A 17,028-nucleotide genomic window follows, 5' to 3' on the forward strand; every position below is an offset into this window, starting at 1 on the left:
GGGGCAGCAGGCTGTGGCGATGGACACTTCGCCGCTTGCAGCATGCGCACCATCAGGACAGGCGGCCCCGAGCATGCGGCCCGCCGTACCGTCATGTCACAAAAAGCCATGTCACGAAATCTTACCGCAAGCGATTTTTCCAGCTGCTAGGATCTGCCCCGCTGCGGCGGGACTTGCTGCAGCGTCATCAGGAATGCGATCAGGAGAAGGAGATTTCGATGCAACCGCGATTCCCCGCCCTGCTCGTTCTTGCGACCTCGTTTTTCGCGGTCTCATGCACCGCCTCGCCCGGTGCCAAGGAGCAAACCACCATGTCAGCTACGCTGCAGGACCACACCGTCGCCTTCCGCGACCCCGCCCTGACCGACATCGCCCAGGCCATTGCGCACGGTGATGTGGCCCGGATCAAGGCACTCGCCCCCACTGTCGATCTCGCCGCGCATGGCGATCAAAACGTCACCTTGCTCGAATGGGCAATCTGGAACGAACAACCGCGCGCGCTGGCCGCATTGCTCGATGCAGGCGCAGACCCGTCGCTCCCCGGCATGGACCAGGAGACGGTCGTGCACATGGCCGCCATGGCGCAAGACCCGCAGTATCTGCAGATCCTGTTGCAGCACAAGGCGCCGATCGATGTCGTCAGCGCGCGAGCGGGCTGGACGCCGCTGTTTCGCGCGGTGCAAAGCAAGCGCGATGCGCAGATCGATTTGCTGATCGAGGCCGGTGCAGATGTACAGCGCGTCGACCACACCGGCAACAGCCTGCTGCACCTTGCAGCGCAAAGTGGCGCAGCCAGCCCTGCAGTGCTCGCCCTGCTCAAGGCCGGTGTCGATCCCACCGTGCGTAATGCCCAGCAGAAGACCTTCCAGGCGTATTTCTTCACCACGCCGGACCGCCTGCTCAACCCCAGCGGCCAGCAGGTCAGGTCGGACGTACGCGCGTGGTTGAACGCCCACAACATTCCCGTGGAAAGCAGCCGCTAAGCGCGCTTTTCGCATGACGAACGCAAGGAGCCGCGCATGAGCCCGTCAGAATCCTCTTCTTCCACCCCGTTCGCAGAATCGATGCGCGGGCAACAACCGCATCCGGAAGACCGCCAGCTTCCAGCGATGCTGCAAGACCTTTACGCCACCGCCGCCCAACGACGCGAAGGCGGCGCCGAAACCTTTGCCGCCCTGCCCAATGGCTGGTCGCGCATGGACGACCGCGCGCTGCAGCAGGCAGGTATCGACCCTGCCCTGCTGCACGACGCCAAAAGCGGCTTCGATGCCGCGTTCTATCGCAATGATCAGGGGCAGGTGGTGCTGGGCTTCTGCGGCACCGACGAAGGCAAGGACTGGAAGCACAACATCGGCCAGGGCCTGGGCTTGGACGATGCGCAATACGCTTCGGCGATCCAGCTCGGTAGCCAGGCCAAACAGGCGTTCGGCGACCAGGTGGTGATCAGCGGGCATTCGCTGGGCGGCGGTCTGGCCGCGGCATCGGCAATGGTCAACGACATTCCGGCGGTGACCTATAACGCCGCCGGCGTCAACGACCGCACGCTGGAGCGCCAAGGTCTGGATGCATCGGCGGCCAAGGATTACGCCAACAGCGAATTGATCCGCGGCTACCACGTCAAGAACGAAATCCTGACCCATCTGCAGGAAGACAGCATCCCGCTCAAATGGGCCATGCCCAATGCGGCCGGTCATCAGATCGAACTGCCCGAACCGGACCCGTTGTCCTTCGGCCAGCGTCTGGTGCCGGGCATGATGCTCAAGCATCGGCTGGATCTGCACGGCATCGATTCGGTGATGAAGGCGCAGGACATGCAGTTGCAGGACCAGGCGCGCGGCACCGCATTGCAGCCCGGCAGCCAGCTATTCAACGACGCGGTGGTGCAGTTGGATGGGCAACGCGACCGCCTGGGGCTGCGCGACGACACCGCGTTTCTCAATACCGCTGCCAGCGTGGCCGCGCGTGCAGGCAACGATGGCTTGCAACGTATCGATCACCTGGTGCCCAACCGTGACGGCGACAGCCTGATCGCGGTGCAGGGGCGCATGGACGACCCGGCCCATCTGCGCAGCCATGTGCAGACGGCATCGGCAGCCAACGAGCCGGCGCAGACCAATGTCAGCCAGCTGCACCAGCACAATCAGCAACACACCCAGCAGCCGCCGCAGCAGCAGGAAGAGCAGCGCCGGGTGATTCAGCAGTAAGGCGCCAGTGGCCCGCGCAATGTCGCGGGCCACTCTTCGCCTGCACGCGGCTGGCAGCAGCGCGTCAAGGTCTTGCGCGGGATCGCTGTCGGCTTCGCGCAGTGCAGCGTGTCTTTGAGACTAGCGCGCGTATTCGAACCGCGGCGCGACATGGCCGCACCCGTGTCATCGGAGTCGTCAGCCAATCGCGCACGGTGCGCAGAAGCGGCATGCCAGGCGCGGCACATGGCGCAACGCCGAGCATCGCCCAGCCCAGCCGCACTGGCGATTGCACAGCGGTGTGATACCTCGCTCGGTCGCTTCATCGTGGCGTTGCAGATTGCGGCGCGAGTTATCCAGCGCCTGCCATCGCCCGCAAGGTAATGCCGACCAGATAGGCTAGATAGGTGCCGGTGGCGTAGCCCATCGTGCCCAGCAGCACACCGACCGGCGCCAGAGCCGGGTGAAATGCCGCGGCAACCACCGGCGCGGAGGCCGGGCCGCCGATATTGGATTGCGAGCCGATCGCAAAATAAAAGAACGGCACCCGCAACAACCGGCCAAGCCCCCATAACACGGCAATGTGCACGGCAATCCAGATCAGGCCGAGCAGGAACAACCATGGCCGGTCCAGCAGCGCCAGCAGATCCATCTGCATGCCGATGCATGCGATCAGGAAATACAGCAGCAAGGTGCCGATCCTGGACGCGCCCGCGCCCTCCAGCGTGCGCGCACGGGTAAAGCTCAGCAGCAGGCCCAGGCTGGTCGCCAGCACCACCACCCACACGAACGGCGTGTCCAGGCTGAACTGGCTGGCCCAATCCAACTGCGCCTTGCACCACGCGGCAAGGGGATTGGCCAGGGCATGCGCAAGGCCGACACCGCCGAATGCCACCGCCACGATCACCATCAAGTCGGCCAAGCTGGGAATGCGCGCATGCTCGGCCTGGAAGCGCGCCATGCGCTCCTGCAAGGCATCCAGCGCCCGGGTGTCGGCGCCGCTGCGTGCATCGATCTTGCGCGCGCGGCCGGCCAGGAAGATCAGCGCCGCCATCCACACATAGCCCACGCCGACATCGACCACCGCGAACTGCCCGAACGTGGTTGCGTCCACATCGAACACTTCGCGCATCGCCAGCATGTTGGCGCCACCGCCGATCCAGCTGCCCGCCAGCGCTGCCATGCCGGCCCAGGTATCGCCGGCCACGGTGGCCGGATGCAGCCAGCGCATCACCCAGAACGCCACCACCGCACCCAGCATGATGCTCAGCGATGCGCCCAGATACATCGCCACCAGCTTGGGGCCGAGCCGCAGGATCGCGCGCAGATCGATGCTCAAGGTCAGCAGGATCAATGCCGCAGGCAGCAACACGTCACGGGCGATCGGGTTGTACAACCGGGTGTTGGCACCATCGATCAAACCGACCGTGTTGTAGATGCCAGGCAGCAGATAACACAGCAACAAGACCGGCACCACCGCGTAGAAACGCCGCCAGAACCCCTGCTCCCGTGCAGACGTCCAGAACACCGCGCCCAGGGTGGCGGCGATCAGGCCGAACACGACGATATCGTTTCGAATCAGCGCAGCACCGGCAGCATTCACGACAGGCGGACATCCAGAGAAGTAGCCGCCAGAGCGCGGACCGGCCCCAGGTGGCCGATACCTCGAATCTAGCCGACCCGGACGTCTGCGCAAACCCCGCACAGCTGCGGACAGCCGCCACCGTGGGCAATGGTTTACTGCAGCAAACGACTGCGTTGCGTACGGCCTCAGCCGTAACGCCGCACCACCCGATCGCCGCCGCCGGTGTTGACCACCACGCCGCTGGGCTGACCGGTGGTCAGGCAGTGCAGTTTTGCCATCCATTCGGCAAAGTCCAGGGCGCCCTGCTCGCGCAAATACCGCAGCGGCGACCAGTGCGGGCGGGTTACCCACCAGCCGCCCTGTGCGGGGTGGATGCGTACGACATAACGAGACTCGTCCATCAGGCCTCCGGCCAGTGCGTCTAGCGGTCGAGCAAAGGCGCATGGGGCGTAGGGCCGCGATGCGCGAGGAATGGGAACGCCTTCTCCCGTCCGGTATGCCGGCGTGCCCTTACTCAAGGGGCCGCGGGAGAGTAGCCAATGGCCCCGCGTCCGGCATAGCCAGGATGTTCTTTTATGCATGCCAATGCCGTCGGGCTGACACTGGCAGGTCGGTAGGAAAATTCTTACGTGACACACATCACGTCCAGCGCTACATTCGGTCAGGACTGGTGAACGCCGCGTCATCAGCAACCGTCAGACGAGCGTGGACGGTGCGCAGTGGGTGATCAGTCGCTCTTGAAGACTGCCTCTGGGGAGGGGTTGCATGCATCTGCTTAGGAAATTCCAGTTTTCGGTCAAGACCGCCATGGTCATTGGCTATGTGTTGGTGATCAGGGAAGCGGTCGTGCTGTGGTCGTAAGGCTGTTGCACGGTTGAGCGTGTCGGCCAGGCATGTCGGTTGGCGGGCTGCAAAAAAGAGGTAACGCGCCTGGACCGGTGTCGGTGATCGGCACCGGTCACGTCAGCGTGCGTGCAGTGACGGTGCCTGCCGCTGACGGTGCGGCCGGCGCCGATCGTGTCAGGACCCAGGCTGCCAGAGATTTGCGTGCGTACCCGTCACGGCGTCTCAGTCCGCATCGACCCAGCCGCGCTGCTGCGCGGCGGCCAGATCCGTCGGCGTGTCGATATCCAATGCCAACGCCGGGGCGCTTACGCACCCCAGGCTCTGCATGTCCAGGCTGGCGAACAGGCCCCGCAAGCCGCTATCGGCCTGCAATGGCACATCCGCCCAGGCCGCATGCGTGACCACCGCGGGAATGCCGCGCACGCCGCTGTAGCCACTGGTTGCACACCCGGAGACGGCGCGATCGGCTTCTTCCAGCAGGGAGCGCAGATGCGGGGCATCCAGCGCAGGCTGATCGCACCCCAGGATCAGGCTGCGTCGCAATGCCGGGTCGCCCTGCACATGCCGGCGCAACGCGGCCAGGCTGGAGCCCATGCCCTCGGACCAATCGGGGTGCCGCAGTATTTCGACATCCAGATCCTGCAATACCTCGCTCAACGTATCAGCATCGGCACCCAGCACGACCACGCAGCGGCGTGGCGCAGTCAGTAACGCAATGCGAGCGGCGCGATGCAGCAACGGCTCGCCATCGCGCATCAGCAATTGCTTCGAGCGGCCAAGCCGGCGCCCTGCCCCGGCGCCCAGCACCAGTGCGGCGTGATCGCCACTCATGCGCCGTACGCTGCTGGCGTGGCGGCAGCAGCGTGCGGCGCTGGTTGCCAGACGGCGGGAGCGTGGCGCTTTCCGACGTTGTCACCACGTGCGGAATGGTGGGTGGCGAAGAAGCTAACGCGAACAGCATCACGCGATACGTCGACGTGGCGATCCGGAACAAGGGTCATGGCGACGTGCTGCTTGAATGGAAGACAGCTGCAGCCTAGAGCGCCGGCTGTGCGTGCAAGGTGACTACCCTTTGCGTGCGCTGTGGATGCATTGGCGAAGGCCTGCCCATGGCGATGCAGATGACAGCGTGCTGTCGGAGGCCTGCCACGATAGTGCTCGAAAGCAGCTGTGTGCGACCCGACCGGCTGCGATGCGCCTTGATGACTCACGCACGCGGCAGGAGCAGCCAGCGACTTATCGGCTTGCGGTCACGGCCTGTAGATCTACCACCGCTTGCGTGGCTTCGGCGATGATGCCGAGCGCGATGGTGTGCGGTGACGAGCGCCCCATGCGCCAGCCCGCCGGCAAACGCAGACGTGCGAGTGCGGCATCGCCATACCCAAGCGCCCGCAAGGCCTGTAAGCGACCTTCGCGCTTCTGCCGGCTGCCGAGGATGCCGATGCAGGCAACAGGGGACGCCAAGCCGCGCTGCGCAACCTGCATGTCGATCTCGGCATCGTGGGCCAGGCTATACAGCGCGGTGTCGGCATCCAGATGCAGGTCCTGCAGCGCATCGCCCAACGCACGTCGGTCGTAGTGCTCGGGCGCCAAGCCCGGCGGCGGTTCGCCCGGACCATGCGGCCGCAACACGCGCACGTCGATGCCCATCTGGCTGGCCAACGACACCAGCGCCAGCAGCGATGGGTCAGCGCCGACCAGCACCAGCCGCAACGGCGGACGATGGCTGCGCACGAATTCGCCCGCGCGCGCGTCCTGTGCATTTGCCAGGTAACGCACCGTGCCGGACGCACGATCCAAGGCCACATGAAATGCACGCCGATGCTGGCGCGCGTTACGCCAACGTGCGAGGTGCTCGCCCAGATCCGGCACCGGCCACACCAGCACGCCGATGCGCCCGCCGCAGCTGAGCTGGATGTCCAGCACCTGGCTGCCTTCGCCATAATCCAGCCAGCGCGGCTGACCATCGCGCAGCGCTGCCATGGCTTCATGTGCCACCGCCGCCTCGACGCAGCCGCCTGAGACATAGCCTGCCACGTTCCCATCGGCGCTGATGGCCATCTCGCTTCCCAACGGCCGTGGGGAGGAGCCTTGCACATCGATCAAGGTTGCCATCGCCACGCGCTGCCCTGCACGCTGCCATGCGCTCAACGTTGGCAACAAATCGTCGAGCAACGCGTAGCCCGGCCATGCCGGCCACGCCGGCGGCGCATGCGCGATCGGGGCAACCACCGCGCTCACGCGCGCAGCATCTCGGGCAGGTGCGGCAGCAATTTGTCCAGGGTCACCGGATAGTCGCGCACACGCACGCCGGTTGCGTTGTACACCGCATTTGCGATTGCTGCTGCCACGCCGCAGATGCCCAACTCACCCACGCCTTTGGCCTTCATCGGCGACGATAGCGGGTCGCTTTCTTCCAGGAACACCACGTCCTGATGCGGGATGTCCGCATGCACCGGCACTTCATAGCCGGCCAGGTCGTGGTTGACGAAAAAGCCCAGGCGTTTGTCCACTGCCAGCTCTTCCATCAGTGCCGCGCCGGCGCCCATGGTCATGCCGCCGATGACCTGGCTGCGTGCGGATTTGGGATTGAGGATGCGTCCTGCGGCGCATACGGCAAGCATGCGCCGGATGCGCACTTCGGCGGTGGCCACATCCACGCCTACCTCGATGAAATGCGCACCGAACGTGGAGAGTTGATGCGTCTTGCTGAGGTCGCCGAACTCGATCTTGTCTTCCACCACCAGCGCGCCACTGGCCACGGCATCGCCGAGCGCAATGCGCTTGCCACCGGCGCGCACATAGCCATCGGCAAATTTGGCCGCGGCCGGATCCAGGCCCAATTGCCTGGCCACCGCTTCACGCAACTTGACTGCGGCCGCATAGACGCCTGCGGTGGAACTGTTCGCGCCCCATTGCCCGCCGGAGCCTGCAGAGGCCGGAAAGCTCGAATCGCCCAGGCGCACATCCACCCAGTTAAGCGGGACCCCAAGCATTTCCGCAGCGGTCTGCGCAATGATGGTATAGGAGCCGGTCCCGATATCGGTCATATCGGTTTCCACCACCAAGCGCCCGCCCTGCTCCAGCCGCATACGCGCGCCGGAGGTCGTGACCGGCGCGTTGCGAAATGCCGCCGCCACGCCCATGCCGACCAGCCAACGACCGTCGCGCGTGCTGCCCGGCCTGGCCTTGCGCTTGGACCACTCGAATCGCTTTGCGCCATCTTCCAGGCACTTGACCAGCTGACGCTGCGAGAACGGGCGTTGCGGATTTTCCGGGTCCACCTGGGTGTCGTTGACGATGCGGAACTTGACCGGATCCATGTCGAGCTTTTCGGCCATCTCGTCCATGGCGATTTCCAACGCCATCAACCCCGGCGCCTCGCCCGGCGCGCGCATGGCGTTGCCTTCGGGTAGATCGAGCACGGCCAGACGGGTCGTAATCAGGCGGTTAGCACCAGCGTAGAGCAATTGCGTCTGTGCAGCGGCGTTTTCCGGGCTGCCGTCGGGCAAGTCACCCGACCAGCTTTCATGCGCAATCGCCGTGAGCTTGCCGTCACGCCCGGCCCCAAGCCGGATGCGTTGCACCGTGGCCGGGCGGTGGGTGGTGTTATTGGCGATCAGCGGCCGCGGCAACATCACCTTGACCGGACGTCCGACCTGACGCGCGGCCAGCGATGCCAGGACTACATCGGCACGCAGGAACAGCTTGCCGCCGAAACCGCCGCCGACGTACGGCGACATGATCCGTACGTTTTCGCGCGGGAGGCCCAGCGTCCTGGCCAGATCGCCGGCACCCCAATTGATCATCTGATTGGATGTCCACACGCTGAGCTTGTCGCCATCCCACATGGCAATCGATGCGTGCGGCTCCATCATCGCGTGCGAATGATCCGGTGTGGTGTATTGGGCATCCAGTTGCACCGGCGCTGTAGCGAAGGCAGCGTCGAAGTTGCCGACATTGCTGTTGGGCGCGTCGCCCTTCTTGGTCACCTTGGCGCCGGCACGGGCCTTTTCCAGATCGTAGGCGCCAACGTGCCGGCCGTAATCGACCTTGATCAACTGGCCGGCCGCACGCGCCTGCTCGAAGGTTTCCGCCACCACCACGGCAATGGCCTGGTGGTAATGCGCGATCTCGGGGCCGCCCAACAGCTTGGCGGTGTTGAACTTGCCCTTTTGCAACTTGCCTGCGTTCTGCGCGGTCACGATGCCCAGCACGCCCGGCGCCTTGCGCGCCGCGCTCAGATCGATGCTGCGAATGGTGCCCTTGGCGATGCCTGCGCCCACCACATGCCCGTAAGCGGGCTGGCCCGGCAAGTCGTGATGTTCGTAGGCATACGGTGCCTGCCCGGTGGTCTTGAGTGGCCCGTCGATACGGTCGACGGGCTTGCCGACGACAGTGAGCTGATCGATGGGATTGGTGCCGGCGGGAGTGTCGAATTTCATATCAGGCCCTCGTGTCGGCCAGGATCGCGGTCAAGGTGCGCTCGACCAGCGGCACCTTGAATGCGTTGTGTTCGGTGGGCTGTGCGCCGTCGAGCAACACGGACGCAATGGCGCGGGCACCCTCTTTCGCTCTGGCTTCGGCAGCTTCGCTGCGCCATGGCTTGTGCGCGACGCCGCCGACTGCGACGCGCGTACTGCCGTCGCGCTGAACGACGGCGGCCACCGACACCAGGGCGAACGCATACGAGGCACGGTCGCGCACCTTGCGGTACACGTGCGTGCCACCGAGCGGCTTGGGCAAGGTGACGGCGGTGATCAATTCGCCGCGCTCCAGCACGGTTTCCAGGTGCGGCGTCGTTCCCGGTGCACGATAGAACTCGGACAGGGCCACGGTGCGCGTCTGCCCATCCGGGCGCACCGTTTCCACCACGGCATCGAGCAGGCGCATGGCAATGGCCATATCGCTGGGATGGGTGGCAATGCACGCCTCGCTGGCACCGATAACTGCCAGTTGACGGTTATAGCCACCGATGGCCGCACAGCCACTGCCAGGCAGTCGCTTGTTGCACGGCTGATTGGTGTCGTAGAAATAGGGACACCGCGTCCGTTGCAGCAGGTTGCCTGCCGTGGTGGCGCGATTGCGCAGTTGTCCCGAGGCACCGGCCAGCAATGCGCGCGACAACACAGCGTAATCGCGGCGCACGCGCTGGTCGGCCGCCAGATCGGTGTTGCGCACCAGTGCGCCGATGCGCAGGCCGCCCTCAGGCGTGGCCTCGATGGTATCCAGGCTCAGGCCGTTGACATCGATCAGGTGCGACGGCGTTTCGATCTGCAGCTTCATCAGATCGAGCAGGTTGGTCCCGCCTGCGATGAACTTGGCACCGGGCTGGCGCGCGGCCTTGGCTGCCGCATCTGCTGGCGAGGTGGCCCGCTCGTAGCTAAAGGCCTTCATGCGCGGCCTCCGGCAACGTCGTTGATGGCTTCAACGATGTTGGAATACGCACCGCAGCGGCAAATATTGCCGCTCATGCGCTCCTGCAATTCGGGTGTGGTGAGCTTGGTCTTTCCGGTGAGGTCTTCGGTGACATGGCTGGGGATCCCGCGCCTCACCTCGTCCAGCACCGCCACTGCCGAACAGATCTGCCCGGGCGTGCAATACCCGCATTGGTAGCCATCGTGCTTGACGAACGCCGCCTGCATGGGATGCAGCTTGTCCGGCGTGCCCAACCCTTCGATCGTGGTGACCTTGGCGCCCTCGTGCATCACTGCCAGCGACAGGCATGCGTTCATGCGTTGCCCGTCGACGATGACCGTACAGGCGCCGCACTGGCCGTGATCGCAGCCCTTCTTGGTGCCGGTGAGATGCAGATGTTCGCGCAGCGCATCCAGCAAGGTGGTGCGGTTATCCAGCGTCAGAGCGACCGGCTTGCCGTTCACCTCGAAAGCGACCTGGCTGGATGCATTGGCAGGCTCGGTTGCCGGCCGCTGCGAGATCGCAGTGGCGGCGGTGGCGGCCATCGACTGGGTTGCGGCAACGCTGGCTGCCGATGCCGTTCCTGCGATCAATACCTCGCGACGGGTCATCTTGATGTCTCTCATGGCTGGCATCTCCAACAATGCTGGCTTTTACAGTTCTCAATCAATGTGCAGCGCTGCCGGTCACAAGCGCGTGAGTGCGCGGTGGCGCCTGCGGGCGTGAAGCGGTGTATTGCCCGATTCTAGTAGCCGCCTTTGCCCGCATTAGCGCTGGGTGCTGCATGCGCCTATGAAAGACGCTCATCACTGCGAGTAACCAGGCCCATGCGCCGATGACGTTGGAGACGGACGGGCCGGCCGAACAGTTCTTGGAATGTGCACGTGCAGCACGTTGGTTGGCCGCCGTGGGCTGCGAACGAACGAAACTCGAGAAGTATTGGTTGCGCTCGCCAGCAGCGTCATGCAGGCGGCGGCCCTTGCACACGTCGAACTACGGAATTCACGCGCCGGCGCTGCGGACGCATCGCCGGCGCTCGGTACCGCGGGCTGGATCAGAACTCCAGCGCGATCTTGCCGAGATGCCCACCGGCCTTCTGCAGCGCGAACGCTTCACCGATCTCATCCAGCGCAAAGCTGCGATCGATCACCGGCCGCAGCGGCAAGCTGTCGAGTGCGCGCACCAGGTCCTGTTGATGCCTGCGGCTGCCAACGACCAACCCCTGCAGGCGTTGCTGGCGCCCCATCATTTCGGCAGTCGGAACCGGCCCAGCGGCACCGGTCAACACACCGATCAAGGCGATATGCCCACCTACGCGCGCTGCACGGATCGATTGCGTCAGCGTGCCCGGGCCACCGACCTCGACCACATGGTCCACCCCACGCCCTTCGGTGATGTCCAGGACCTGCGCCGCCCATTCGGGATGCTGCCGATAGTTGATGAGGTGGTCGGCGCCGAGCGCTCGCACCTTCTCCAGTTTCTCGTCGGATGAGGAAGTGGCGATCACGCGCGCACCCATCGCCTTGGCAAATTGCAGCGCGAAAATCGACACGCCGCCGGTGCCTAGTACCAATACGCTGTCGCCGGCCTTGAGCCCGCCATTGACCGCAAGCGCGCGCCACGCGGTAACGCCGGCAGTGGTCAGCGTCGCAGCCTCGGCATGGCTGTAACCGCGGGGCGCATGGGTGAATGCCTGCGCGTCGGCGACGACCGCCGAGCGCGCATAGCCATCGACGCCATCGCCTGGGGTGGTGGCAAAACCGGCATGCAAGGGCTCGCCGTCCAGCCACTGCGGGAAGAAGGTGGACACCACATGATCGCCCACTGCGAACTCGTCGACCTCCGGCCCCACTGCTTCCACCACGCCGGCGCCATCGGACATCGGAATACGCCCGTCTGCGGTCGGCATCTGCCCGAGCACAACGCCCAGATCATGAAAATTGAGCGAACTGGCATGCAGGCGGACGCGGATCTGACCGCGTGCAGGCTGCCCCGGATCGGGCAGTGCAACCGACTGCAGCGATGCGATGGCGGCGGGATGGCGAAGACGAATGGCGTGCATGGGGAACTCCTGAGCGTGATTCAGTACCCGGGATAGCATGCTGCCCGTTACGCAAACGCAGTCGAGCTGGCTCTGATATCTGTCGCGGTGCGTGGTGAAGCGCTGCAGCGAGCGCTGCTGCAGCGGCCAACGCGCATAACGATGCGGGCAAGCGGGCTGTTGCATACAACGTGAGGCAGCAATCACAGATCTGTCATTGCACGTGTTGCCGCACCTAGGCACGCGCGCCACGACGCGTAGGCTCGCACGGCGGTTGCATCGCCCTGGTATCCAGACAGGTAGCCACAGTGACGTCAACAAGCAAGCGGCGGCGGCAACGTGCTCAGCGCATCGCGCTGCATTTCGTGCTGACTGTGTCCTGGATGTTGTTGCTGGGCTCGGAATATTGGTCCATCCACGAAGAACGCGCGACCGCGCTGCGTAGCGCACAGGCGCAGTCGTTGAATCTGGCCAATTCGCTGGCGCAGCATGCCAGCGACACCCTGTCCATTGCCGACGCAGTGCTGTCCGGGCTGGTGTCGCGGGTCGAACACGACCAGGGCTCCAGCGCGGCGCGTTCTGCGATGCATGAGTTTCTGGTGCGCGAAGCGCGCCGCTCCGATCGCCTGCATGGCATCTTCATCTATGCCGCGGACGGCAGTTGGGTGAGCTCGTCGCTGGACAGCACCCCCAGGACCCACAACAACGCCGACCGCGCCTATTTCAAATACCACCGCGACCATCGCGACGCCTTGTCGCTGGTCGGCCCGCCCGTGCAAAGCCGCTCGGACGGCTCCTGGGTGCTGACCTTGAGCCGCCGTCTCAACGCCCCCGGCGGCGAGTTCGCCGGCGTGGTGCTGGTCACCCTGCAGCTGAAGTATTTCCACAGCTACTACAGCACCTTCGAAGTTGGCCCGCACGGCACCATCGGCATGACCAACGACGATGGCATCGTGATGGTGCGCCGGCCAGACAAACAGGGCGTGATCGGCACCTCGATCGCGGGGACGTCGATCTACGTGACCATGCGCGCGCGCAAGCACGGCACCGCCACCTATCGCTCGCCGATCGACGGCGTGGAGCGCATCTCCAGCTTTGCACCGGCGCGCCCCTATCCGCTGACCGTGCTGACCGGCGTTTCGGTCGACGATGCGTTGGCGAACTGGCGGGAAGCCGCGCGCCAGCGCATCGTGGTGGCCGCGCTGGGTTGCACCCTGCTGCTGGGCGTGGGGATCTGGCTGGATTTGCAACTGCGCCGCATGCATCGCAACGAAGCAAAGCTGAGTACCGAAGCCTGGGTAGACGCGTTGACCGGCATCGCCAACCGGCGCGCCTTCGACCACCGATTATCGCGTGCGTTGCAGGACGCGGTTCGCCTGGAGGCGCCATTGTCGGTGCTGATGATCGACGTCGACCACTTCAAACTCTACAACGACACCTATGGCCACGTGAACGGCGATGCCTGCCTGCGTTTGATCGCAGGCGCCATTGCCGGCTGCTCGCGCCGCAGCGAAGACCTCGCCGCGCGCTACGGCGGCGAAGAGTTCGGCATGATCCTGCCGCATACCGATGCCGCCGGCGCGCTGCGCCTGGCCGACGCTGTGCGCAATGCGGTCGCCGAGCTCGGCCTGATGCACCTGTCCAGCCCCACCAGCGCGCATGTCACCGTCAGCATCGGCGCAGCCACCTTCGAGCCGGGCGAAGCGCCGCTGAGCCCCAACGCCATCGTGCACGATGCCGATTCGGCACTGTATCGCGCCAAGCAGAAGGGACGCAATCGCACATCGGCCTAGCGCTGCCGGGGTGCCGACAACCTGCGGTAGAGGTCACGCTGTTGTCACGAGGTGGATGTCGCGAGCCGGAAGCAACGCATGGACGGCGCACCCACTCCATGCGTTGCGCGCACGCCTGCGATGGAGGGGCGCTGCACGTACGACCCGCGCCTCCGAGCACGCGTGACACCCGCGTGGCTCTTGCCGCCGTTCTGCCGAAACCGGCCAATGCCTGCGCGGACTTCCCATAACGCGGAAGGCCCGCGCAATGCGGGCCTTCCTGGATGACGCAACGACGAGCTGTCCTCAGAACGGGATATCGTCGTCTGCGAAATCGTCCATCGGCGGTGCCGACTGCTGCTGGGCCGGCTGCTGACGGCGCGGCGCATAGTCCTGACCACCGCCACCGCCGCCGTATCCACCACCCTGCCCACCGCCGCCGCCCTGCTGACGCGGCGCCGAGCGCTGCGGGCGATCGCCGCCCATCCCGCCACCGCCGCCTTCACCACGGCCGCCGAGCATCTGCATCTCGTTGGCGACGATGTCGGTGCTGTACTTTTCCACGCCGTCCTGGCCGGTGTACTTGTCGTAGCGCAGTTCGCCTTCGACGTAGACCTGCGAACCCTTGCGCAGGTACTCGCCGGCGATTTCGCCCAGCTTTCCGAAAAACACCACGCGGTGCCACTCGGTGCGTTCCTGGTTATTGCCGTCGCGGTCCTTGCGCATGCTGGTGGTAGCCAGGCTCACGCGCGTGATTGCCATGCCGGCCTGGGTGTACTTGGTGTCGGGATCGTTGCCGAGGTTGCCGACGAGGATGACTTTGTTGATGCCGCGGGCCATAGGTGCTTCCGAGATGATGCGCTGGCGCCGGGAGCGCGCAACGATGAATGTCTGTGCGGCAATGTTACCGCACCTGCCGCTCGGCGGTCCTGGCAGGTTGCCGCGCGACGCTGCCGGGCAAGTGCCTTGCCAAGGGTCGGAAATCCAGCCCGTACAGACCTTTGCGGGTCACGGCCCAGCTGCGCTGGGCGGCAAATGTGAAGACGCCGGATGTGCCCGGCGGGACGGATCCGGCCGGGGCACCTATAATCGGCCCACATCACGAATGCCTGCGCATGACCATCGCCGAAGACCTCCCCACCGTGCTGGGCCTGCCCCAGATCCAGTCCCTCGCCGCGCCCGACATGACCGCGGTCGACGCACTGATCCGCCGCCGTCTGGCCTCGGACGTCGTGCTGATCAACCAGATTGCCGATCACATCATCTCTGCCGGCGGCAAACGCCTGCGCCCGATGCTGGTGATGCTGGCCGGCCACGCCGCTGGCGGCTCCGGCCCGGAGCACCACCAACTGGCGGCAATCATCGAATTCATCCACACCTCGACCCTGCTGCACGACGACGTGGTGGACGAATCGGACCTGCGCCGCGGACGCAGCACTGCCAACGCGCTATGGGGCAACGCCCCCAGCGTGCTGGTGGGCGACTTCCTGTATTCGCGCAGCTTCCAGCTGATGGTCGAACTGGACCGCATGGAAGTCATGCAGATCCTGGCCGACACCACCAACCGCATCGCCGAGGGCGAAGTGCTGCAGCTGCTGCACGTGCACAACCCCGACACCGACGAAGCGGCCTACCTGCGCGTGATCGAGCGCAAGACCGCGGTGCTGTTCGCCGCCGGCACGCGTCTGGGTGCGCTTGCCTCCGGCGCCAGCGCGCAGGTGCAGCAGCAGTTGTACGACTACGGCATGCAGCTGGGCTTTGCCTTCCAGATCGCCGACGACGTGCTCGACTACGCCGCCGAGGCCGCGGACCTGGGCAAGAACCTGGGCGACGACCTGGCCGAAGGCAAGGCCACCCTGCCGCTGATCCACGCGATGGCGCACTCGGATGCCACCACCCGTGAGCGCCTGCGACAGATCGTCGAGCAAGGCGATGCGGCGGCGATGCCGGAAGTGCTGGCCGCCATCCATGCCACCGGCGGCTTGGACTACAGCCGTCAACGCGCGGCCGAATACGCCGCTGCCGCCGAACAGGCGCTGGAAACCCTGCCGCACAGCCCTGCCGTGGCGGCGTTGCGCGGCCTGGCGCGCTACGCGGTCGAGCGCACGCACTGATCCGGCGCGCAGCGCGCGCCGGCCGGGATTTGAGATTGGAGATTAGGGATTCACAAAGGCGGCTTGATCGCGGTTTTGCGCGTCCCGACATCGGTTAGCCGAATGATTGATCAGCGCAACGCCCGAGCAAAAACTCGGGGGTTTGATTCGCTGAAGGACGGGACTTCGCTCTTGCGAATCCCCAATCCCAAATCACCAATCCCGGTTACTGCCCAAAGCGCTCGTCGAAGAAATCGCCGAGCATCCGATACGCCCGCTTGGCCGCACGCGGGTTGTACAGGCAGCCCGGCGGGCTGTTGGCGTCGGCCTCGGCAAAGCAATGCACCGCGCCGCTGAAATTGACGAATTGCCAATCCGCGCCGGCTGCATTCATTTCGGTTTCGAACGCGGCGATATCCGCCTTGCTCACGCTCTTGTCGTCGGCACCGTTGAGCACCAGCAGCGGTGTCTTGGCCGAGCCGGCGGCGGCCGGGCTGGGAGTCGCGATGCCACCATGCAGGCTCACCACGCCGGCCAGCTGCGCGCCTGAGCGCACCAGCTCCAGCACCGTGGTGCCGCCGAAGCAGAAGCCCACCGCACCGATGCGCGCTGCGTCCAGCGGCGCCTTGCCGGCCTGCGCCTTGAGCACCTCTACCGCTTTCAGCGCGCGTGCGCGCAACTCCGGCGGATCCTTCTTCAGGGCGCCGGCGAACTGCCCAGCCTCGCTGTCGTTGGCCGGGCGCTTGCCCTTGCCATACACGTCGGCCACCAGCACCACGTAATCGTCGCCGGCCAGCTGCTTGGCCTTGGTCACCGCCGAGTCGTTGACACCGCGCCAGTTGGGCACCATGACCAGCCCCGGGCGCTTGGCATCGCCGGCATCGTCGTACACCAGCACGCCGCTATAGGTGTCCTTGCCGATCTTCCATTCCAGCGGCTTGGCCTGCATCGCCGCTGCTGCGGGGAAGGCCAGCGAAGCCAGAACACCGATCAACCCAATGCCACGCCATGTCCGTTGCTTGTACATGTGCTTGCTCCCAGGATGGTGCGGCGAGTGTAGGCGCTGCTGCCGTGCAGGAGAGGTCATCGT

At 65.4% G+C, this 17,028-nt stretch carries 14 protein-coding genes; 4 read left to right on the forward strand and 10 right to left on the reverse strand.

What is annotated here, in order from left to right:
• The first annotated feature begins 173 nt into the window (after nucleotides 1-173).
• A complete protein-coding gene (locus HLH45_RS18730; RefSeq protein WP_008572436.1) occupies nucleotides 174-983 on the forward strand; it encodes an ankyrin repeat domain-containing protein in 810 nt (269 codons plus the stop codon).
• 36 nt (nucleotides 984-1,019) lie between these two features.
• Entirely contained in the window at nucleotides 1,020-2,204 is a 1,185-nt protein-coding gene (locus tag HLH45_RS18735) for a Tle-like phospholipase domain-containing protein (protein WP_033478649.1), read from the forward strand.
• 331 nt (nucleotides 2,205-2,535) lie between these two features.
• Here the strand turns inward: HLH45_RS18735 and HLH45_RS18740 are convergent, their stop codons facing one another.
• From HLH45_RS18740 to HLH45_RS18775, 8 genes are all read right to left on the reverse strand, one after another.
• On the reverse strand, nucleotides 2,536-3,786 hold the full coding sequence (locus tag HLH45_RS18740) for a DUF819 family protein (protein ID WP_008572432.1): 1,251 nt from the start codon (nucleotides 3,784-3,786) through the stop codon (nucleotides 2,536-2,538).
• 167 nt (nucleotides 3,787-3,953) lie between these two features.
• Nucleotides 3,954-4,169, reverse strand: a complete 216-nt coding sequence (locus tag HLH45_RS18745; protein WP_008572430.1) for a hypothetical protein — start codon at nucleotides 4,167-4,169, stop codon at nucleotides 3,954-3,956.
• A 667-nt stretch (nucleotides 4,170-4,836) separates the two neighbouring features.
• On the reverse strand, nucleotides 4,837-5,445 hold the full coding sequence (locus HLH45_RS18750) for a nucleotidyltransferase family protein (RefSeq protein WP_008572425.1): 609 nt from the start codon (nucleotides 5,443-5,445) through the stop codon (nucleotides 4,837-4,839).
• 405 nt (nucleotides 5,446-5,850) lie between these two features.
• Nucleotides 5,851-6,855 (reverse strand): XdhC family protein, encoded by a 1,005-nt coding sequence (locus HLH45_RS18755; protein WP_008572422.1) that lies wholly within the window; start codon nucleotides 6,853-6,855, stop codon nucleotides 5,851-5,853.
• On the reverse strand, nucleotides 6,852-9,059 hold the full coding sequence (gene paoC / locus HLH45_RS18760) for an aldehyde oxidoreductase molybdenum-binding subunit PaoC (protein WP_008572420.1): 2,208 nt from the start codon (nucleotides 9,057-9,059) through the stop codon (nucleotides 6,852-6,854). Before paoC ends, HLH45_RS18755 begins: the two co-directional genes overlap by 4 nt.
• A gap of 1 nt (nucleotide 9,060) precedes the next feature.
• Nucleotides 9,061-10,011 carry an FAD binding domain-containing protein gene (locus tag HLH45_RS18765; RefSeq protein WP_008572418.1) on the reverse strand — a complete coding sequence of 317 codons (951 nt, stop codon included), beginning with the start codon at nucleotides 10,009-10,011 and terminating at the stop codon, nucleotides 9,061-9,063.
• Entirely contained in the window at nucleotides 10,008-10,667 is a 660-nt protein-coding gene (gene paoA, locus HLH45_RS18770) for an aldehyde dehydrogenase iron-sulfur subunit PaoA (RefSeq protein WP_008572416.1), read from the reverse strand. Before paoA ends, HLH45_RS18765 begins: the two co-directional genes overlap by 4 nt.
• Nucleotides 10,668-11,086: 419 nt before the next feature.
• Nucleotides 11,087-12,094, reverse strand: a complete 1,008-nt coding sequence (locus HLH45_RS18775; protein ID WP_014090655.1) for a zinc-dependent alcohol dehydrogenase family protein — start codon at nucleotides 12,092-12,094, stop codon at nucleotides 11,087-11,089.
• Nucleotides 12,095-12,381: 287 nt separating this feature from the next.
• Here HLH45_RS18775 and HLH45_RS18780 point away from each other — a divergent pair, with 287 nt between their 5' ends.
• Nucleotides 12,382-13,866 (forward strand): GGDEF domain-containing protein, encoded by a 1,485-nt coding sequence (locus HLH45_RS18780; protein WP_011348097.1) that lies wholly within the window; start codon nucleotides 12,382-12,384, stop codon nucleotides 13,864-13,866.
• Between the two features lie 285 nt (nucleotides 13,867-14,151).
• Here HLH45_RS18780 and HLH45_RS18785 read toward each other — a convergent pair whose 3' ends face one another.
• Nucleotides 14,152-14,685, reverse strand: coding sequence for a single-stranded DNA-binding protein (locus HLH45_RS18785; protein WP_008572410.1), 534 nt, complete (start codon nucleotides 14,683-14,685; stop codon nucleotides 14,152-14,154).
• Nucleotides 14,686-14,960: 275 nt separating this feature from the next.
• Between HLH45_RS18785 and HLH45_RS18790 the strand changes: the two genes are divergently transcribed.
• Nucleotides 14,961-15,959 carry a polyprenyl synthetase family protein gene (locus HLH45_RS18790; protein WP_008572409.1) on the forward strand — a complete coding sequence of 333 codons (999 nt, stop codon included), beginning with the start codon at nucleotides 14,961-14,963 and terminating at the stop codon, nucleotides 15,957-15,959.
• Between the two features lie 205 nt (nucleotides 15,960-16,164).
• On the opposite strand, the gene HLH45_RS18795 is transcribed toward HLH45_RS18790, so the two are convergent.
• Nucleotides 16,165-16,965 carry a dienelactone hydrolase family protein gene (locus tag HLH45_RS18795; protein WP_008572408.1) on the reverse strand — a complete coding sequence of 267 codons (801 nt, stop codon included), beginning with the start codon at nucleotides 16,963-16,965 and terminating at the stop codon, nucleotides 16,165-16,167.
• Between the last annotated feature and the right edge of the window lie 63 nt (nucleotides 16,966-17,028).

It is taken from the genome of Xanthomonas euvesicatoria (assembly GCF_013112235.1).
Classification (GTDB): domain Bacteria; phylum Pseudomonadota; class Gammaproteobacteria; order Xanthomonadales; family Xanthomonadaceae; genus Xanthomonas; species Xanthomonas euvesicatoria.